The sequence below is a fragment of the Tumebacillus algifaecis genome, assembly GCF_002243515.1.
GTDB classification, from domain to species: domain Bacteria; phylum Bacillota; class Bacilli; order Tumebacillales; family Tumebacillaceae; genus Tumebacillus_A; species Tumebacillus_A algifaecis.
The window spans coordinates 1,220,213-1,240,190 of record NZ_CP022657.1; the positions used below are offsets into that span (position 1 = coordinate 1,220,213).

At 52.9% G+C, this 19,978-nt stretch carries 16 protein-coding genes; all 16 read left to right on the top strand.

All coding sequences use genetic code 11. The annotated features are described in order from the left end of the window. Positions 1 to 64 precede the first annotated feature (64 nt). The 16 genes from CIG75_RS05515 (at position 65) to CIG75_RS05590 (ending at position 19,976) form a co-directional block, all read left to right on the top strand. Positions 65 to 1,678, top strand: a complete 1,614-nt coding sequence (locus tag CIG75_RS05515; RefSeq protein WP_094235758.1) for a hypothetical protein — start codon at positions 65 to 67, stop codon at positions 1,676 to 1,678. 131 nt (positions 1,679 to 1,809) lie between these two features. Next, positions 1,810 to 3,351 carry a bifunctional GNAT family N-acetyltransferase/carbon-nitrogen hydrolase family protein gene (locus CIG75_RS05520; protein ID WP_094235759.1) on the top strand — a complete coding sequence of 514 codons (1,542 nt, stop codon included), beginning with the start codon at positions 1,810 to 1,812 and terminating at the stop codon, positions 3,349 to 3,351. 135 nt (positions 3,352 to 3,486) lie between these two features. Beyond that, the gene (locus CIG75_RS05525) at positions 3,487 to 6,966 is read left to right on the top strand and encodes a DNA polymerase III subunit alpha (RefSeq protein ID WP_094235760.1); all 3,480 of its coding nucleotides are present in this window, start codon (positions 3,487 to 3,489) and stop codon (positions 6,964 to 6,966) included. A gap of 68 nt (positions 6,967 to 7,034) precedes the next feature. Continuing rightward, complete coding sequence (locus tag CIG75_RS05530) at positions 7,035 to 7,502, top strand: phosphatidylglycerophosphatase A family protein (protein ID WP_094235761.1); 468 nt, start codon at positions 7,035 to 7,037, stop codon at positions 7,500 to 7,502. Positions 7,503 to 7,628: 126 nt separating this feature from the next. Then, the gene (locus CIG75_RS05535; RefSeq protein ID WP_094235762.1) at positions 7,629 to 8,858 is read left to right on the top strand and encodes an NADP-dependent malic enzyme; all 1,230 of its coding nucleotides are present in this window, start codon (positions 7,629 to 7,631) and stop codon (positions 8,856 to 8,858) included. A gap of 88 nt (positions 8,859 to 8,946) precedes the next feature. Further along, positions 8,947 to 9,150: a glutamate decarboxylase gene (locus CIG75_RS05540; RefSeq protein ID WP_094235763.1), complete on the top strand. Its 204-nt coding sequence runs from the start codon at positions 8,947 to 8,949 to the stop codon at positions 9,148 to 9,150. 20 nt (positions 9,151 to 9,170) lie between these two features. Further along, entirely contained in the window at positions 9,171 to 10,061 is an 891-nt protein-coding gene (gene accD, locus CIG75_RS05545; RefSeq protein ID WP_265415065.1) for an acetyl-CoA carboxylase, carboxyltransferase subunit beta, read from the top strand. Beyond that, positions 10,051 to 11,004, top strand: a complete 954-nt coding sequence (locus tag CIG75_RS05550) for an acetyl-CoA carboxylase carboxyltransferase subunit alpha (protein ID WP_094235765.1) — start codon at positions 10,051 to 10,053, stop codon at positions 11,002 to 11,004. The genes accD and CIG75_RS05550 overlap by 11 nt, the downstream gene beginning before the upstream one ends. Before the next feature lie 176 nt (positions 11,005 to 11,180). Next, a complete protein-coding gene (gene pfkA, locus CIG75_RS05555; RefSeq protein ID WP_094235766.1) occupies positions 11,181 to 12,140 on the top strand; it encodes a 6-phosphofructokinase in 960 nt (319 codons plus the stop codon). A 74-nt stretch (positions 12,141 to 12,214) separates the two neighbouring features. Then, positions 12,215 to 13,969: a pyruvate kinase gene (gene pyk, locus CIG75_RS05560; RefSeq protein ID WP_094235767.1), complete on the top strand. Its 1,755-nt coding sequence runs from the start codon at positions 12,215 to 12,217 to the stop codon at positions 13,967 to 13,969. A 96-nt stretch (positions 13,970 to 14,065) separates the two neighbouring features. Next, a complete protein-coding gene (locus CIG75_RS05565; RefSeq protein WP_094235768.1) occupies positions 14,066 to 14,494 on the top strand; it encodes an acyl-CoA thioesterase in 429 nt (142 codons plus the stop codon). After that, entirely contained in the window at positions 14,491 to 14,886 is a 396-nt protein-coding gene (locus CIG75_RS05570) for an FxsA family protein (RefSeq protein WP_094235769.1), read from the top strand. Before CIG75_RS05565 ends, CIG75_RS05570 begins: the two co-directional genes overlap by 4 nt. A 20-nt stretch (positions 14,887 to 14,906) precedes the next feature. Then, positions 14,907 to 15,830 (top strand): DMT family transporter, encoded by a 924-nt coding sequence (locus CIG75_RS05575; RefSeq protein ID WP_094235770.1) that lies wholly within the window; start codon positions 14,907 to 14,909, stop codon positions 15,828 to 15,830. Positions 15,831 to 15,991: 161 nt separating this feature from the next. Next, entirely contained in the window at positions 15,992 to 17,281 is a 1,290-nt protein-coding gene (gene icd / locus CIG75_RS05580) for an NADP-dependent isocitrate dehydrogenase (RefSeq protein ID WP_094235771.1), read from the top strand. A 50-nt stretch (positions 17,282 to 17,331) separates the two neighbouring features. Further along, positions 17,332 to 18,276, top strand: coding sequence for a malate dehydrogenase (gene mdh / locus CIG75_RS05585; RefSeq protein WP_094235772.1), 945 nt, complete (start codon positions 17,332 to 17,334; stop codon positions 18,274 to 18,276). 770 nt (positions 18,277 to 19,046) lie between these two features. Continuing rightward, positions 19,047 to 19,976 (top strand): ABC transporter permease, encoded by a 930-nt coding sequence (locus CIG75_RS05590; RefSeq protein ID WP_094235773.1) that lies wholly within the window; start codon positions 19,047 to 19,049, stop codon positions 19,974 to 19,976. Positions 19,977 to 19,978: the final 2 nt, after the last annotated feature.

A 19,978-nucleotide genomic window follows, 5' to 3' on the forward strand; every position in this document is an offset into this window, starting at 1 on the left:
GGATGGACAGGGGTTTCTTATAATGAATTTGGCTTTCTGATAGATTTTAGGAGATGATTGTACGATGCGGGATTCGTTTCGCTTAGAGAAATCACCGTATCAGGCGGGTCTGTTCCTTGTGGTGTTACTCTTATTGGGGCTGGCTTATCTGAATCGGTTTGTGCAAGATGACGCTTTTATCACCTTTCGTTATGCGGATCATTTCGCATCCGGCCTCGGCCTCGTCTGGAACGAGGGAGAGCGGATTGAAGGGTATACCAACTTTTTATGGACCTTGCTGATGGCCGTACCGATCAAGCTGGGCATCGATGTGATCGCTTTTTCCTACGCAGCGGGGCTGCTGCTCTTTTTGGTGACGCTCCATTTTACCTACCATGCGGCAGTCCAAGTGTTCGAATCAAAAGCGGTCGGATTGCTCACCGTCATTTTGCTCGGGACGAATTACACCTTTAGCATGTATGCCACCGGCGGGTTGGAAACGCAGTTGCAAACGAGTTTGTTCGCGATGATCCTCTACATCCTTTTGACGGGCATCAAACGCCGCCGCTTTGGCATCTTGGCATTCCTTGCGATTTCCCTGCTGGCGAGCCTGGCTGCGATGGCGAGGCTCGATTCGGCCCTGTTTCTGATCATCATCGGTCCGTTGACCCTCTTTTTCCTGCTCCGCGCCAACGTGTCTGGCTCACAAAAAGCGCTGCATTTTGCCGCTTTGGCCTTGCCATTTTTGCTGTTGGTCGGCGGGTGGTTCCTGTGGAAACTGTCTTATTACGGCAATATTTTACCGAACACTTTTTATGCGAAAGTGGGCGAAGTCGCCCTAGAGAAAAATGGCATCCGCTTTCTCGGCATGTTCTTTTTGTCCTATTGGTTGCTCCCGTTCCCGCTGTTGGCGCTGGTGTTTGCCAAGCGGATCTTCACCAACGTGTACACGGCGATCTTAGCGGTGCTGACTTTTCTTTGGCTCGGCTATATCGTCAAGGTCGGCGGAGATTTTATGGAGTTCCGCTTTCTCGTGCCGATTCTGCCCGCCGCCTACATTCTGATCGCTTGGCTGATCGTTAAATGCGTCAAATGGCGCTGGCTGCAAGCGTTGCTCGTGCTGGTCGTGCTTGCAGGCTCGATCAGCCACGCCTATCAGTTTGACACGGCGAGCTACCGCAAAAACATTGAAACGCGCACGACGCTCGATGCCCATCTCACCAGTGCCAGCGAAAACTGGGATGAGATTGGCCGTGTGCTCGGCAAAGCGTTCGACTACAATGGCCGTGACGTGACGATCGCCGTCACCGCAGCAGGCGCTACCCCGTATTACTCAAAACTGCGCACCATCGACATGCTCGGCTTGAACGACGCTTGGATCGCCCGCAACGGAGACCACCACAGCAACAAGCCAGGGCATTACCGGATCACCACGCTCTCCTACTTGAAAGAGCAGGGTGTCAACCTTGTCATCGGACACCCGTGGATGGAAATGGGCGATGTCACTCGCAGCGCGTTTACGGTGGGTGACCTCTATCGCTATCGAGTGTGGAACAAAGAAATGCTCCCGACAGAAGCGAAAATGGTGAAAATTCCGATCGACAGCGACTGGCACTTGTACGCGCTCTACCTGACGAAAAGTCCTGAAGTCGAAACTGCGATTCGCGAACATGGTTGGGATGTCTATCCGATTCAATGAGTGTGAAGCAGCAAAGCCTCCTGTGCAACTTGTGCAGGAGGCTTTTTCATTTCCGATTCTGAGGCATAATAACCCCATCCAAACGGCACACTTTCATTACGTTTTGCGATTGAACGGGGAGGATTGACAGCATGTCTGACATTGACCTTTCAAAATTTGAGAAAAAGATGATCTTGCGCAACATCGCGCGTGAGGACTTTGAAGAGTTGATCGCTTTGCAAACGATCTGTTTTCCCAATATGGACCTTTGGAAACTTGACCAGTTGGCGAGTCACCTGCGCTATTTTTCAGAAGGCCAGTTCTGTGTTGAGTTTGAAGGCAAGATCATCGGTTCTTGTTCCAGTTTGATCGTCGATTTTAATGAATACAACGCCCAGCACACGTGGAACGAGATCACCGACTATGGTTATATCCGCAACCATGATCGCGAAGGCTTCAATCTCTACGGCATGGAGGTCATGGTGCATCCAGACTATCGCCGTATGAAAATTGGGCGCCGTCTCTACGAAGCGCGGAAAAAATTGGCTCAAGAGCTCAACTTGAAGAGCATCATCATCGGCGGACGCATCCCGAACTACCATCTGTACGCCGACAACATGTCACCTCGCCAATATGTCGAAGAAGTGATGGCGCACAATATTTACGATCCCGTCTTGACGTTTCAGTTGATGAACGGGTTCACCGTAAAGCGGATCAACACCCACTATCTTGACGATGACAAACAGTCCTTGCAGTACGCGACGTTGATGGAGTGGAACAACGTCGATTACTGGCCACAGACGCGCAAACAGTTCAAAACCTCCTTTCCGGTGCGGGTGTGCGTGATCCAATACATGATGAAAAAGATCGACCGCTTTGATGACTTTGCCCAGCAGTGCGAATATTATGTGGACGTAGCGTCCAACTACGGGTCGGACTTTGCGGTGTTTCCGGAGATTTTCACGATGCAGCTCCTTTCCTTTTTGGATGAAAAAACGCCAAGTGTTGCGGTGCGCAAACTGACCGAATACACCGAGGATTATCTGCATCTCTTCACGAACCTTGCCGTCAAATATAATGTCAACATCGTTGGCGGCTCGCATTTTGTGGAAGAGGACCACCACATCTACAACATCGCCTACCTGTTCCGGCGCGATGGTACGATCGAGCGGCAATACAAAATCCACATCACGCCTAATGAAACGAAATGGTGGGGCGTGCAACCAGGCGATGACATTCGCGTGTTCGAAACCGATTGTGGGAAGATCGCGATCTTGGTCTGCTATGACATCGAATTCCCTGAGTTGTCCCGCATCGTGACGCAAAAAGGCGCGAACATCATCTTTACGCCTTTCAACACGGAAGACCGTCAGGGTTACCTGAGGGTGCGCACCTGCTCGCAGGCCCGAGCCATTGAAAACCAAGTTTACACGGTGATCTCAGGAACTGTTGGCAACCTGTCCGATGTCGAGAACATGGACATTCAGTACGCCCAGTCGGGGATATTTACTCCGTCCGACTATTCTTTTCCGCGAGACGGGATTGTCGGCATGTGCAGTGAGAACATCGAGACGATCGTCGTGGGCGATATCGATTTAGAACTGCTGCGCAGGACGCGAAAGTCGGGCAGTGTGACCCAGCTCCGAGATCGGCGCTTGGATCTGTATGAGGTGAAATTGAAGCCGCAGACATAATGTGCGGGGCAGAAAATCAATTTGCAACGAAAATCCTTCTCCAAAGTCATATGATGGAGAAGGATTTTTTGTATAATAAGGGGAGAATGTTTGTTCGCTTGATCCCTGTTTGATCGATAGAAAGGGGGCTGGACGATGAACGGGTTCGTCCACCTGAATGTACATACAGAATATAGTTTGCTGCGTGGGCTGTGCCGGATCGAGGAACTGGTCGAGCGGGCTGTGGCTTTGGGTATGGATGCGGTGGCGATGACAGACCTCGGTGTGATGTACGGGGCGATCGAGTTTTATAAAACGGCCAAGGCGGCTGGCATCAAGCCGATTCTTGGCTGTGAGATGCTGGTGGCGCGCGGGAACTTGCGCGACCGCCCGATGCGCGGGGAAGAACCGCATCGGTTGGTGCTGTTAGCGGAGAATGTGGACGGGTACCGCAATTTGCTCAAGCTCGTGTCGGAAGCGCAACTGGACAGCGGCGGGACGCTGCCATGCACCGATAAGCATGCGCTCAAGCGGTATCGCGAGGGCTTGATCGCACTGTCTTCAGGATTGGAGGGCGAGGTTGCGCACAAGATCTTGCAGGGCGACCTGTTGGCGGCTGAACATGCGGCAAACGAGTATGCGGCGATTTTTGGCAAAGGCAATTTTTATTTGGAATTGCAAGATCACGGGATTCTCGAAGAGAAGCAGGTGTTGCAGAATCTGGTGCAGTTGTCCTATAAGCTCGATCTGCCACTTGTGGTCACCAATGCGGTGCACTATCTACAACAGGAAGCCGCTCCGGTGCAGGATGTGCTGGCCTGCATCCGCGAAGGGCGGACGATGGGGGAGGACAATCGGCCCCGTCTGTTGAGCGATCAGTATTACTTAAAATCGGATGCGGAGATGTCGGCGTTGTTTGCCCATTTTCCAGAGGCGTTGCACAATGCGCGAGCCATTGCCGACCGCTGTCAGGTCGAGCTGAACCTGAGCGAGACGCATCTGCCAGCGTTCGATTTGCCGCAAGGGTTTACGGAGCAGAGCTATCTGGCTCATCTCTGTGAGCAAGGGGCACAGATGCGCTATGGTCAACCGGGGCCGGAAGTTTGGGACCGCCTGCGCTATGAGCTAGATGTGATCGGGAAGATGGGCTTCTCCGGCTATTTTTTGATCGTCTGGGATTTTATGAAATTCGCCCATGAAAACGGCATCTCGACCGGTCCGGGTCGCGGTTCGGCGGCGGGGAGTTTGGTGTCCTATGTACTTAGCATCACAGATGTTGATCCGATCAAATTCAATCTGCTGTTCCAGCGCTTTTTGAATCCGGAGCGCATTTCCTGGCCCGATATTGATATCGACTTTGAGTTTGAGCGGCGCGGAGAAGTGATCGAGTATGTCACGCGCAAATATGGCAACGACCGCGTGGCGCAGATCGTCACGTTCGGAACGATGGCTGCGCGGGCGGCGATCCGCGATGTCGGGCGCGTCCTCGATCTGTCGCAGGCTGTGGTGGATAAGACGGCGAAGCTGGTGCCGCATGCGCTTGGCATCACGATCGAGAAAGCGCTTGCCGATGAGGAGTTCCAGTCCGCTTACCGCTCGGACGCACAAGTGCGCAAATTGGTCGATCTGGCGCGTCAGGTGGAAGGACTGCCCCGCCACACCTCGCTTCATGCGGCAGGCGTCGTGATTTCGAAAGCGCCGCTCACCGAGTACGTCCCGTTGCAACGCGGGGCGGAAGGCGGTGTGGTGACACAGTATTCGATGGAAGTCTTGGAGGATGTCGGACTGCTCAAGATGGATTTTCTCGGCCTGCGCTATCTGAGCTTGATCGATCAGACGGTGGAGATCGTGGAAAAGACAGAGGGGCGGACGATCTCCTTTGCCCAGATGGAAATGGACGATCCCAAGACGTTCGAACTGTTGTGCCGGGGTGATACGGATGGCTGTTTTCAGTTGGAATCGAGCGGTGTCAAACATGTGCTGCGCGAACTTCGTCCTTCTTCGTTTGAAGATATCATTGCGGTGATCTCGCTGTACCGACCGGGTCCGATGGAGAATATCCCTACCTTTATCAAAGCAAAGCACGGCGAGATCGCGGTGCGCTATCCGCATCCCGATCTGCAGGGGATCTTGGCGGATACGTACGGCGTGATCGTCTATCAGGAACAGATTATGCAGATCGCTTCGACGATGGCTGGCTTTTCGCTTGGGCAGGCCGATCTGCTGCGCCGAGCGGTCGGCAAGAAGAAGCGGGATGTGCTCGATGAACAGCGAGCGATTTTTGTGGACGGCTGTTTGCAAAAAGGCTATGCGGAGCAATTGGCCCATGAGGTGTACGATTTGATCGTGCGCTTTGCCGACTATGGATTTAACCGCGCGCACGCGGCTGCCTATGCGGTGCTGGCCTATCAAACCTGTTATTTGAAAGCGAATCATCCGGCCGCCTACATGGCGGCACTGCTGACCAGCGTGATGATGTCGTCACGCAAGGTCGCGCAGTATGTGGATGATTCGAAACGGATGAACATCGAGGTGCTCCCTCCCGATGTCAACAAGAGCACATACCGTTTCACGGTGGAGGATGGCAAAATACGTTTCGGCCTGCTGGCGATCAAAAATGTCGGTGTGGCGGCGATTCAATCTTTGGTGCAGACGCGACGCAAAAAGCCGTTTCTGAATCTGGTCGATTTTTGTGAGCGGGTCGATGCCAGGTCGTGCAACAAAAAAGCGATCGAATCGCTGATTCGCGCCGGATGTTTTGACGAACTGCATGGCAATCGGCGGGCGATGTTGTTGGCGCTGGAAGAAGCGGTGGAGCAAGGGCGCGTGAAACAAAAGGAGCATGATGACAGTCAGATCAGTCTGTTCGGGCTGATCGAAGGGCAGACGGAGCAAAAGCGAGAGTTTGTTCTGCCAGCGACGAGTGACTATTCGGCACGTGAGCGGCTGGAGATGGAGAAGGAATTGCTCGGCCTGTATGTGAGCGGATCACCGCTGACCCCCTATCGCCGCCAGATGGAGCAGCTCGCCGATAAGCGGGTGATCGAGCTTGTCGAAACGCCGGACGGTGCGATCGTCACCGTCTGCGGCATGCTTCGCACGGTGAAGAAGATCCAGACCAAAAAAGGTGCCCGCATGGCGTTTTTAGAGGTCGAGGACAGCACAGGCATTGTCGAAGTCGTCCTTTTTCCGGAGGTGTTTAAGCGAGCTGAGTCGATGCTTGAAGCTGAAGTGATCGCCATTCGCGGTCGGCTTCAACTGCGGGGAGAAGAAGGGAAGATCATCGCAGATCGATTGAAAGTGCTCGAACCGGAAGAGCCGTCGCTCACACAACCTGCAAGTCCGACATTTGCGGGCCACCCGCCACAAGACGGGACGCGCTCGCCAGTTGCCGCGCAAGAGCGGGTGGTCGTCTACGTTCGCATCCGCCCGGAGGATGAAGCGAGGCTGGCCGCTCTGCAGCAGGTGATCACCAAGCATTCAGGAACGTTGCCCGTCCTTTTGTTCTACACCGCGTCGCGCAAGGCGCGAGCACTGTCGGAGCGCTATGCGGTGGCGATGACGCCGGAGTTTGTGGCGGCGGTGGAACAGATTTTGGGGCGTGGGGCGGTCGTCGAAAAAATGCGCAAAAAGTAAGCAACCTCGTGGGCACCTGCACATACGATGTAATTATCTTCTCTTATCTGCAGGGAGGTTGTACCCAGATGGCGCGTGAGATGATTGAACTGTTAAAACGTCGCGGAGTCACCATCGACGATATTGCCGATATCGTGTATACTCTTCAAAAACCTTATCATCCCGATCTGAAGCGAGAGCCTTGTGTCACCAGCGTTCTGCACGTGCTCGAAAAGCGCGAAGTGCAGTACGCCCTGTACACCGGGATCGCCTTAGACGAACTGGCCGAGCAGGATGCGTTGCCCGAACCTTTACAGCGCATTCTCAATACGGATGAGCCGCTGTATGGCGTCGATGAAATACTCGCCCTCTCGATCACCAACGTATACGGTTCGATCGGGCTTACTTCCTTCGGGTATTTAGACAAGGAAAAAATAGGTATCATCTCGAAACTTAATAACAAGAGTAATGGTGTCCATGTGTTCCTCGATGATTTGGTTGCAGGCGTTGCAGCGGCTGCCTCTGCCCGCATCGCTCACCGATCTGCCAAATCTTAATCCGGCTTACTTCGTAAGTGACTGTTTGGTAGAAAGAGAACTCAGCGACATGATATAATAAATTTGATGCTTGACCCTGCCCAATTTTTCCTTTGTTGGCGGGGCACGGAAAAGGAGTGGAATCCCGTGTCGTTGCGTGAAGATGCACTTGAACTACACCGAGTTCACCAGGGCAAGCTTGCCGTCACCGCGAAGGTGCCTGTAAGCAACGCCCGTGACCTCAGTTTGGCTTATAGCCCGGGGGTCGCTGAGCCCTGTAAAGAGATTCACAAGACGCCTGAGCGCGTTTACGATTATACAGCCAAAGGAAACTTTGTTGCCGTCGTCAGCGACGGAACTGCTGTGCTCGGCCTTGGCAATATCGGGCCGCATGCGGCATTGCCTGTTATGGAAGGGAAAGCGGTTCTGTTCAAAGCGTTCGCTGGCGTAGATGCGGTGCCGATCTGTCTGAACACGACCGATGTGGAAGACATCATCCGCACCGTCAAACTGCTCGAACCGACGTTTGGCGGTATCAATCTCGAAGATATTGCCGCTCCGGCCTGTTTTGTGATTGAACAACGGCTCAAAGAAGAGCTGAACATCCCCGTCTTTCACGATGATCAGCACGGCACGGCGATCGTCACGCTCGCTGGCCTGATCAATGCGCTGAAAGTGGTCGATAAGCGGATGCAGGATATCAAAGTCGTAGCCAACGGCGCGGGTGCGGCTGGTATTGCGATCATCAAGCTCTTGCTCTCGATGGGTGTCAAGCATGTGGTCATGTGTGACACGAAAGGCGCGATCTATGAGGGCCGCGTCGAGGGTATGAACCCGGTCAAAGAGATGATTGCAAAAAATACCAACCGCGAGCGCGTCACCGGCACGCTCGAAGAGGTATTGGTCGGAGCTGACGTTTTCATCGGCGTTTCGGTCGCTGATGCGGTCACTCCGGACATGGTGCGCTCGATGAACCGCGACCCGATCATCTTCGCCATGGCGAACCCCGACCCGGAGATTCGCCCTGATGAAGCGATGGAAGCGGGTGCGAAAGTCGTTGGGACAGGCCGTTCAGACTACCCGAATCAAGTCAATAACGTATTGGCCTTCCCCGGTATTTTCCGCGGCGCGCTCGATGTGCGGGCCACGATGATCAACGAAGAGATGAAAATTGCTGCCGCCTATGCGATCGCTGATCTGATTCAGCCGCATGAGCTGTCCTCCGACTACGTGATTCCCAGACCGTTCGATTCGCGGGTGGCGCCAAGCGTGGCCAAAGCGGTCGCCAAAGCGGCGATGGATACCGGAGTCGCTCAACTGTTTGTCTCGCCTGACGAAGTGATGGAACGCACCGCACGACTGACAAAAAGTGAGTAAAACAGTCAATATCGCTCAGTTGCTGTGCTCCCTGCCCGTATGCTATGATTAATCCAAAATTGCGGACGTAGCAGGGAGGATCTCTCGTATGTGGACTGTCATCTATATTGCGCCTAACTCGAAGACGGCCGAGCGGATCAAGGACAAGCTTACGGAAGAAAGCTTCCTGGTCAAACTCCGCCAGACTAACGCAGCTAAGCAGCAATTTGAGATTTTGGTTCCCGAGACAGAATTGGAAGAAGTGCAAGAAGTCTTAAAAGACATTCTCCATTCCTCACATCGCGAATCATAGAATGAGGTGAAAATGTGGCGTTGAAGGACATTTTTCATATAAAGAAGCAACGATATGCAACCTTGACCTCTGCCGACGTGGCAGAGCGGCTGGGGCGGACCAAGCAACCTGATATTTCTGTCCCAGAAGGTCTCATGTCAAAGTGTAAGCGCTGTGGTGAGATGACCTTCACAAAGGAATTGGAGAAGAACCTCAAGACCTGCCCGAAGTGTGACTATCACTATACGATGAACGCGGAAGAACGGATCAAGGCCACGCTTGACGATGGCCGTTTCTTTGAGTACGACGCCGGGATGACAGCTGTTGACCCGCTCAAGTTCCCGGACTATCCGGCAAAAGTAGAGCGTGAGCAGAATAAGACGGGCATGAAGGAAGCGGTTGTGACGGGTGAAGGCACGATCGGCGGCTATCCGGTGATCATCGGCATCATGGATTCGACCTATTTCATGGGCTCGATGGGCTCTGTCGTCGGGGAGAAACTGACCCGGGCGATCGAAGCGGCGCTTTCCAAACGTTATCCGCTCATCATCTTCACCGCGTCTGGCGGTGCACGCATGCAAGAGGGGATTTACTCGCTGATGCAGATGGCCAAAACATCTGCTGCACTGCGCAAACTTCACGAAGCGGGTGGGTTGTACATTGCCGTCAACACCTATCCGACAACGGGCGGTGTCACCGCTTCGTTTGCGATGCTTGGCGACATCAACTTGGCCGAACCGGGCGCATTGATCGGTTTTGCCGGACGTCGTATCATCGAACAGACGATTCGCCAGAAACTGCCCGACGATTTCCAAACGGCAGAGTTTTTGCTCAAACACGGCATGCTCGATATGGTCGTGCCGCGCAAAGACATGCGTCAAACTCTTTCGACCCTGTTAGAACTGCATGGAGGTGTACCGAGTGGCGAATGAGCTCATGTTTGAAAAGCCGCTCTTAGAACTGCATAAGAAAATCAAAGAATTGCGCACCTTCTCGGAGCAGAGCGGCTTGGACTTTTCGGAAGAGATTGCCAAGTTAGAAGCAAAAGCTTCCCAACTGGCAGGCAATATCTATACCGAACTCTCACCGTGGCAGCGGACGCAGATCGCCCGTCATGCGGAGCGTCCCACCACGCTCGATTACATTCGGGGCATGTGCACCAACTTTTTAGAACTGCACGGGGACCGCACGTTTGGCGATGATCCGGCGATCGTCGGCGGCGTCGCGAAGTTTGACAACATTCCGGTCACGGTGATCGGCCATCAGAAGGGCAAGGATACGAAAGAGAATATCCTGCGCCGCTGGGGCATGCCGTTTCCGGAAGGCTATCGCAAAGCGTTGCGGCTGATGAAACAGGCGGAGAAATTCGGACGTCCGATCATCAACTTCATCGACACGTCTGGAGCGTATCCGGGCATCGAGTCGGAAGAGCGCGGCATCTCGGAAGCGGTGGCGCGCAACCTGATCGAGATGGCAGGTCTGCGCACTCCCATCATCTGTGTCGTCACGGGTGAAGGCGGTTCGGGTGGCGCGCTGGCGCTTGGCGTTGGCGACCGTGTCTACATGCTGGAGAATGCGATCTACTCGGTCATCTCGCCAGAAGCGGGCGCAGCACTGCTCTGGAAGGACTCGGGACAAGCGCAACGCGCTGCGGAAACGTTTAAGATCACCGCAGGCTACATCCATGAATTTGGCATCATCGACGGTGTGATCCCAGAACCGCAAGGCGGCGCGCACAAGAATCATGCTGCGACGATTGCAGCAGTTCGGGAGCAGATCGCTGCCGCTTTGCATGAACTGATCAAGCTGCCGGGCGATGTGCTGGTCGAACAGCGTTACCAGAAGTTCAAGAAGATGGGTCACTTTGCAGAATAACTGCATAGTGACAGAAATAGGAGTGAACACTGTACCAGAGAAGGAACGTGTTCACTAGCCACAGGTGTGCTCGTTCCAGAACGGGCACATCCTTTTACGCAAATATGGGACTCATTTTGTCCCGTGGGACATAATCGGTCTACTCGTCATTTGATGAAGCAGGGAGAGTGGAGCAGATGCATAAAATCGGGGTGTTGACCAGTGGCGGTGATGCGCCGGGCATGAATGCGGCGATTCGTGCGGTGGTGCGAAAAGCGATTTTTCACGGATTGCAAGTCGCGGGGATCAAGCGGGGCTTTCAAGGGTTGATCCAAGGCGATATCATCGACATGGATCTCGGTTCGGTCGGCGACATCATCCATCGTGGCGGAACGATGCTGTTTACGGCGCGTTCGGACGAATTTCGAACGGAGCAGGGTCGTGAGAAAGCGTTCCAACAAGTACAAGAGCATGGGATTGACGGGTTGATCGTGATTGGCGGCGATGGTTCGTTTCGTGGAGCCAAACTGCTGTCCGACATGGGCGTGCCGACAATCGGAATTCCGGGCACGATCGACAATGACATCCCCTGCACCGAATTTACAATCGGCTTTGATACGGCGATCAACACGGTGATCGATCTGGTAGACAAAATCCGCGACACCGCCACCTCGCATGAGCGCACCTATGTGATCGAAGTGATGGGGCGCAACGCAGGAGATATCGCGTTGGTAGCAGGCGTATCGGTTGGTGCGGAGTCGATTTTGATTCCAGAAGAGAAGTATGACATGATCAAAGTTGTGGAGAAATTAAAACGCGGGGCAGCGCGGGGCAAGAAGCATTCGATCATCCTTGTAGCTGAAGGAGCGGGCAAAGGGTTTGCGATCGGTGAAGTGATTCGCGAACTGACCGGATGGGAAACGCGGGTGACTGTGCTCGGACACATTCAGCGCGGGGGGTCGCCAAGTGCGTTTGACCGGATGTTGGCGAGCAAGATGGGTGCTTATGCGGTCGATCTGCTCAAAGCGGGTGAGAGAGCTAAAATGGTTGGTACGATGGGCGGACAGTTGCAGGCGACCGATATCACCGAAGCGTTGGCCACGCCGCGCAAGCCCGATCTGACTTTGTATCACCTCGCCGACGCGCTCTCAATTTAATTTAGGCTTAATCCAATCTGCGGTAAAGTGTGGTAAAGTGTAGTCATTACGGAGACAATCAAGGGGGATCACCCATGCGAAGAACGAAGATCGTTTGTACGATTGGACCAGCCAGCGAATCGGTGGAAATGCTGAAGACACTGATTCAAAACGGATTGGATGTCGCGCGGCTCAATTTCTCGCACGGAACGTACGATGAACATGCAGCCCGTATCCAAAACATCCGCCAAGCGGCGAAAGAAACGGGCAAAGCTGTCGCGATCATGCTAGACATCAAAGGACCGAAGATCCGCACTGGACTGGTGAAGAACGGAGCGGTCGAATTACATAATGAGGCTGCGATCATCCTGACGACCGAGCAGATCGAAGAAGGCGATGAACATCGCATCTCCATCTCGTATGACGGCCTGCCAGAAGATGTGCAACCAGGCTCCATCTTGCGCATTGACGACGGTTTGATCGGGTTGGTGGTCGAAAAGGTGGAGAACACCGAAATCCATTGTCGCGTCACCAACGGCGGTATGCTCAAAAACCGCAAAGGGATCAACGCACCGGGGGTCAAACTGCGGATTCCGAGCGTCACTGAAAAAGATATAGCAGATATCCGCTTTGGCATCGAACAGGGAGTGGATATCATCGCTGCTTCCTTCGTGCGCAAAGCGTCCGATGTGCTCGATGTGCGCCGTATCTTAGAGGAAGCGAACGTACATAAAGATATCATTTCGAAGATCGAAGCAGAGGAAGCGCTCGATATGATCGATGAGATCTTGGCGGTGACTGATGGCGTGATGGTAGCACGCGGCGACCTTGGCGTCGAGATTCCGACCGAAGAAGTACCGCTTGTGCAAAAGATGTTGATTCAAAAATGCAATAGCCTCGGCAAGCCGGTAATCACAGCCACGCAAATGCTCGATTCGATGGAACGAAATCCTCGTCCGACCCGCGCCGAAGCGAGCGACGTAGCAAACGCGATCTTTGATGGTACCGATGCGATCATGCTGTCCGGCGAGACGGCTGCAGGCAAATACCCGTCCGAAGCGGTCGCGACGATGGCACAGATCGCCAAGCGTGCGGAGGAAGCTCTGTTCAACAACCTCGTGCCGTCGCGTCGCAATATCATGCCAGCGGAAGCGAACGTGACCGACGCGATGTCGTTGGCCGTTTCCACGATTGCTGACGATCTCAAGGCAACTGCGATCGTCACGGCGACTTCAAGTGGCCACACCGGGCGCAAAGTGTCGAAGCATCGCCCGACGACGCCGATCATCGCGGTCACCGACAGCGAAGAGGTAGCACGCCGTCTGATGCTGTCCTGGGGTGTATACCCGGTCGTGTCGCGCACCGCGAAGACGACTGACGAAATTCTCGCTATCTCGATTCAAGGGGCTCTCGATTCGGGTTATGTCAAACACGGTGACCTGATCGTGATCACCGCAGGTGTTCCGGTCGGCCAACCGGGCACGACCAACCTGCTGAAAGTGCATACGATCGGTGAGATTCTCGCCAAAGGCCAAGGTATTGGTCAAAAGGCGATCAGCGGACGCGTCCTTTCCTCGAACAAATCGGAGGAGCTGATGAAAATCGAAGAAGGTGACATTCTCGTCACGCACTCCACCGACCGCGATGTGGTTCCGGCGATGGAACGTGCTGCAGCGGTGATCACCGTTGAAGGCGGCCTGACTTCACATGCGGCAGTTGTCGCTCTGCATTTGGGCAAACCGGTAATCGTCGGCGTTGAGAACGGTACGGAGCTGCTCAAGACCGGGATGATCGTCACCGTCGATTCGAAATCAGGTTTGATTTACGAGGGCGTTGCCCACGTTATCTAAAAACTAGTAAATATTACTTATAAAAAGGCTCCTTTGCAAACTGGCAAAGGAGCTTTTTTGCTATAATAAGTACATCGTGCAGAGGAGGGAAAACGCATGGCTGAATTTTATGAAGTGGAACTGCGCGTGCGCTATCAAGAGACCGATCAGATGGGCGTCGTGTACCATGCTAACTATCTGAATTGGTTTGAAGTCGGCCGCACCGAGTGGCTTCGTGAGTATGGACTTTCCTACCGCAGTCTCGAAGAACAAGGCTGGTTGCTTCCGGTGACAGAAGTGTGGTGCAAATATCATGCCTCAGCCAAATATGATGATCTGGTGCGGGTCAAAGTCTGGATCGACGCGCTGAACAAAATCCGCATGATCTTTGGCTATGAGGTGACCCGTGCATCTGATGGTGAAAAGCTGGTCAGCGGCAAAACGGAGCATGTCTTCATCAACGGCGAAGGCCAAGTGCAGCGAATCAACCGCATTTTGCCAGACCTGTACGAATTGATGACTCAAAAAGCGAGGACTGCCACATGATGCGCATCTTTCTGATCTTGATCATCGTTGTTCCGGCGCTAGAAATTTTCACAATGATTCAAGTAGGTCAAGTCATCGGCGGCTGGCAGACCTTTCTTCTGATCATCGGGACGTCGGTGCTCGGTGCCTATCTGTTAAAAGTGCAGGGCAGAAGCACTTGGCGGCAAATCAACCGCGACATGGAGATGAGGGTGCTTCCCGGCGACTCACTGCTTGACGGCGCCTGTGTGGTGGTCGGCGGCACGCTGTTGCTTGTGCCAGGATTTCTCAGCGACATCGTCGGGCTATTGATGCTGTTGCCCGGCTTGAGGGAAATTCCGAAGCACCTGATTAAGTTATACCTGATGCGAATGATGCAAAAGGGGAACTTTTCGATCTATCGCAAATTCTAGAAAGAAGGGCACTCACATTTATGGAACAGGACAAAAAACTGCCCGTTTCGCCACTCGTTTTCCTGATCATCGGCGTGCTCGCCGTCTCCTTTTCGGCGATCATCATCAAATGGTCAACGGCGCCTGCCGCCATCCTTGGACTTTATCGACTCCTGTTCACGTTTCTTTTGCTCGGGCCCTTTTTGCTGACCAAAGCTGCGCGGCAGGAAGTGAAAACGCTGAGTCTGCGCACATGGGCGCTGATTGCGCTGTCCGGCGTATTTTTAGCGTTTCACTTCATTCTTTGGATCGGATCGCTGAAGTACACGACGGTGGCAAGCTCCACAATCCTGATTACGCTACAGCCGATCTTCGTCATGGTGATGGCCTATCTCACCTTAAAAGAACGCACGTCATGGCAGGCGTGGGCCGGAGCGGGAATCGCCATGATTGGAAGCACGTTTATCGGCTGGGGTGATCTGCAGATCAGCGGCACTGCGCTGTGGGGAGATCTGCTGTCCCTGTTGGGCACGCTTGTCATCAGCGGCTACTTGGTGATCGGGCAGTATCTGCGCGGCGCGATGTCGTCGATGGTCTACTCACTGCTCGTCTATGTCTTTGCGATTTTCGTCATGTTTTTCTACTGCATTGGGGAAGGCTATTCTTTGGTGGATTACAGCGGTCGGGAATGGTTTTTGTTTGCATTGCTCGCTGTGATTCCAACCGTCTTTGGGCACACGCTGTTCAACTGGCTGTTGAAGTATGTCAGTGCTACGACGATCTCGATGGCGATTCTCGGCGAGCCGATCTGCGCCACCATCTTGGCCTACCTGCTGCTCGGGGAAGCGGTCACATGGGCGCAGTGGATTGGTGGGGGGATCATCATGAGTGGTATCTGGCTCTTTTTGTCCACACAAAAGCGTCAAGGAGCAAAGCCGACGACCCCTAAAGGTTTCACAGGGTGAAACGATGGTTCGGATGGCGAAAAACTCCTTGTTCCCTTCCCGAAACATATGGTATGATTTACATGGCTGGATTTTTAACTCACACGTTCAACAGCGGGTAAGGAGACAAAAGTGTCGCCTTACCCAATCATATATCTATACATAGCCAGGAGGTCGAAATCATGTTTGAAAAGTACACCGCTCCAACTGCTGGTGAGAAGATCACCATCGAAAATGGCAAGTTGAATGTTCCGAACAACCCGATCATCCCGTTTATCGAAGGTGACGGTACCGGTCCTGACATCTGGAATGCTTCCGTCCGCGTTTTTGAAGCGGCTGTTGAGAAAGCGTACAAAGGCGATAAGAAGATCGAATGGTTTGAAGTGCTCGCAGGTGAAAAGGCTTTCAACCAAACGGGCGAATGGTTGCCGAATGACACCTTGACCGCATTCCGCGAATTCCTCGTCGGGATCAAAGGCCCGTTGACCACTCCGGTTGGCGGCGGTATCCGCTCCCTGAACGTCGCATTGCGTCAAGAGCTTGACCTGTTTGCATGCGTGCGTCCGGTTCGCTACTTCAACGGTGTTCCGTCCCCGGTTAAGCATCCGGAACTGGTTGACATGGTCATCTTCCGCGAAAACTCCGAGGACATCTATGCTGGTATCGAGTATGCAGAAGGCACCGACGAAGTGAAAAAGCTGATCTCCTTCCTGCGCGAAGAGATGGGCGCTAAGAAAATCCGCTTCCCGGAAACGTCCGGTATTGGCATCAAGCCGGTTTCCAAAGAAGGTACCGAGCGTCTGGTTCGCGCGGCGCTCGACTATACGATCCAACAAAACCGCAAGTCCCTGACCCTCGTACACAAAGGCAACATCATGAAGTTCACCGAAGGCGCTTTCAAAAACTGGGGCTACGAAGTGGCTGAGCGCGAATATGCGGATAAAGTGTTCACATGGGCACAATATGACCGCATCAAGGACGCAGAAGGCACTGCTGCGGCGAACCAAGCGCAAGCGGATGCAGAAGCTGCTGGCAAGATCATCGTAAAAGACGTGATCGCCGACGCATTCCTGCAACAGATCCTCACCCGTCCGGCTGAGTACGATGTCATCGCAACTCTCAACCTGAACGGCGACTACATCTCCGACGCGCTGGCTGCACAAGTTGGCGGTATCGGTATCGCTCCGGGTGCAAATATTAACTACGTAACCGGTCATGCAGTCTTCGAAGCAACGCACGGTACCGCTCCGAAGTATGCAGGTCTCGATAAAGTAAACCCAGGTTCTGTGATTCTCTCCGGCGTCATGATGTTCGAATTCTTGGGCTGGCAAGAAGCGGCTGACTTGATTGTCAACGCGCTTGAGAAAGCGATTGATCAAAAAACGGTAACGTACGACTTCGCTCGCCTGATGGAAGGCGCAACCGAAGTGAAGTGCTCCGAATTTGCAGACGCGCTGATCAAGAACCTGTAGTGTAGCGAGCGAAGCCAGATAAACAATCGTTTTGAGTGGAGGAGATCGCCATGACCATGAAGCGTAACAAAATCACTATCGTCGGCGCAGGCTTTACCGGTGCAACCACCGCACTTTTCCTGGCACAAAAAGAATTGGGCGACATCGTCCTGCTCGACATCCCGCAATTGGAGAACCCGACAAAAGGCAAGGCGCTCGATATGTTTGAAGCTACCCCGGTACTTGGGGTCGATTCGAACATCATCGGCACCTCGAACTACGAAGACACAGCTGACTCCAATGTTGTCATCATCACCGCAGGTATTGCACGCAAGCCGGGCATGAGCCGCGATGATCTTGTGGCAACCAACGCGGGCATCGTGAAGTCCGTTACTGAGCAAGTGGTGAAGTACTCTCCGAATTCGATCTTGATCATCCTGTCCAACCCAGTAGACGCGATGACCTATGTCGCTTACAAAACTTCCGGTTTCCCGAAAAACCGTGTTATCGGTCAATCGGGTGTGCTCGACACAGCTCGTTTCCGCTCGTTCATCGCGATGGAGCTGGGCGTTTCCGTTGAAGACATCCAAGGCTTCGTGCTTGGAGGACATGGTGACGACATGGTTCCGCTCGTGCGTTACTCCTACGCTGGCGGCATCCCGCTTGAGAAGCTGATCCCGGCTGAGCGTCTCGAAGAGATCGTACAACGCGCACGCGTTGGCGGCGGTGAGATTGTGCAACTGCTCGGCAACGGCTCTGCTTACTACGCACCGGCTGCATCGCTCGCTCAGATGACCGAAGCGATCCTCAAAGACAAAAAGCGCATTCTGCCTTCCATCGCACTGCTCGAAGGCGAATACGGCTACAACGACCTGTTCATGGGCGTACCGACACTGCTTGGCAAAGGCGGTATCGAAAAAGTGTTCGAACTCGAACTGACTGCGGACGAAAAAACGGCGTTGGACAAATCTGCTGACTCCGTTCGCAAAGTGATCGAAGTCGTAGAAGGCCGCTAGTTTCATTGCAAAAGTATTACAGGTAGATTACATTTTACAAAAAATTCCCCGGAATTAGAAAATTCTGGGGAATTTTTTTCGTCTCTGTAGTACAATAAAAAAACAAAATCGCTTAGCAATTCGAATATTTGCACCTTAATAACGTTGGATATTGTAGAAAAATGTCGAATCTATCTAGAAATGTTCTAGAATCCTGACGAATTTTAGCCATAAATGACTCGCATGTATAACATCTTTATGATATTGTATAACTTGTGGCTGTTCGGTAGTCTTACAGCAAAGATTCAGAATCTAGAAGTTATTCCAAAATGACCTCCGAATCTCTTGCATAATCGGCTCGATGCACTCGTAATTTTACTAGTGGACGAGTGAGGCAGATTAGACTATAATTTTTTATGAATAATCTGTCTTTTAAAGTAGTTTGAATAATTCCTTTTGGGTATTAGGCTGGTGCCTTACCATAAATATTACTGCCACTTACATGAAATGACGCAAAGGGGGAACCGGGGAAGTAGGAGTGAGTGAGGCCCTGACCGAACGGATGTTGAGCGCAACATGTACGAAACCGCTTCCATGAAGGCTGGCTCCGCGGGACTGGGAAAATGTAACAAGGTTCTCTGAAAGGCTGAGAGCTCAGGCGCTGGGGGTGCCGAGTCTCGCAATTGCCAGCAAAACGCCACTAGCAAAAAGACAGAGATGCAAGTAGACTAATAGCTGTATCTCAACCAAAACCACAAATATCAAAAAAAATTTCTTTGGGAGGTGTGGTTGTGCTTCGTTTTATCCTCCGTCGTGTTGTTTACGGTTTGATCACCCTTTGGGTAATCGTTTCTCTGACCTTTATCTTGATGCATAACCTTCCGGGCGATCCGTTCGCTGCTTCTGAACGTTTGAATGACGCCACTAAAGCGATCCTGTTGAAACACTATGGTCTGGATGACCCGATTTGGGTTCAATATGGACGCTACCTGCAAAACATCGTGAGTGGTGACTTAGGTGTATCCTTCTTCTATCCAACACGTACAGTTAATGAAATCATTGGACAGACGTTCCCGACGTCAGCTCAACTCGGGCTTTACTCGATCGTTGTCGCGATCACCATCGGTTTGACCCTTGGTATCGTCGCAGCGCTGAACCACAACAAAGGCTTAGACTACTTTGCAATGTTTACAGCGATCGTCGGTGTCTCCGTTCCGGCCTTCGTAATCGGTCCGTTGCTCTCGTACTACATCGGGGTGCAGCTCGGATGGTTGCCGCCGGCACTGTGGAAAGGTCCATCATATGTCATCTTGCCGACTATTACGCTCGCCTTTGGTACATTGGCTACCATGGCACGTATGATGCGTACTTCCATGCTTGATGTCGTCAACCAAGACTACATCAAGACCGCACGTTCGAAAGGTCTTTCCCGCATTACGATCGTTGTCAAGCACACCGTTCGTAACGCAATTCTGCCGATCATCACGATCTTGGGCCCGCTCACCGTCAACATCATGACCGGTACCCTCGTCGTTGAACAGATCTTCGCAGTTCCAGGCATGGGTAAACACTTTGTAAACTCTATCACGACGAATGACTACACGATGATCATGGGTATGACGATCTTCTACTCGGGTCTGCTCATTCTCGCTATCATCGTGACAGATATCCTTTACGGGGTTGTCGATCCGCGTATCCGTCTGGCGAAAGGTGGGAAGTAAAC

Excerpts from the sequence above, each read along its gene's own strand:
- CIG75_RS05515 (WP_094235758.1), top strand. The coding sequence starts at position 65 with ATGCGGGATTCGTTTCGCTTAGAGAAATCACCGTATCAGGCGGGTCTG.
- CIG75_RS05520 (WP_094235759.1), top strand. The coding sequence starts at position 1,810 with ATGTCTGACATTGACCTTTCAAAATTTGAGAAAAAGATGATCTTGCGC.
- CIG75_RS05525 (WP_094235760.1), top strand. The coding sequence starts at position 3,487 with ATGAACGGGTTCGTCCACCTGAATGTACATACAGAATATAGTTTGCTG.
- CIG75_RS05530 (WP_094235761.1), top strand. The coding sequence starts at position 7,035 with ATGGCGCGTGAGATGATTGAACTGTTAAAACGTCGCGGAGTCACCATC.
- CIG75_RS05540 (WP_094235763.1), top strand. The coding sequence starts at position 8,947 with ATGTGGACTGTCATCTATATTGCGCCTAACTCGAAGACGGCCGAGCGG.
- pfkA (WP_094235766.1), top strand. The coding sequence starts at position 11,181 with ATGCATAAAATCGGGGTGTTGACCAGTGGCGGTGATGCGCCGGGCATG.
- pyk (WP_094235767.1), top strand. The coding sequence starts at position 12,215 with ATGCGAAGAACGAAGATCGTTTGTACGATTGGACCAGCCAGCGAATCG.
- CIG75_RS05565 (WP_094235768.1), top strand. The coding sequence starts at position 14,066 with ATGGCTGAATTTTATGAAGTGGAACTGCGCGTGCGCTATCAAGAGACC.
- CIG75_RS05570 (WP_094235769.1), top strand. The coding sequence starts at position 14,491 with ATGATGCGCATCTTTCTGATCTTGATCATCGTTGTTCCGGCGCTAGAA.
- CIG75_RS05575 (WP_094235770.1), top strand. The coding sequence starts at position 14,907 with ATGGAACAGGACAAAAAACTGCCCGTTTCGCCACTCGTTTTCCTGATC.
- icd (WP_094235771.1), top strand. The coding sequence starts at position 15,992 with ATGTTTGAAAAGTACACCGCTCCAACTGCTGGTGAGAAGATCACCATC.
- mdh (WP_094235772.1), top strand. The coding sequence starts at position 17,332 with ATGACCATGAAGCGTAACAAAATCACTATCGTCGGCGCAGGCTTTACC.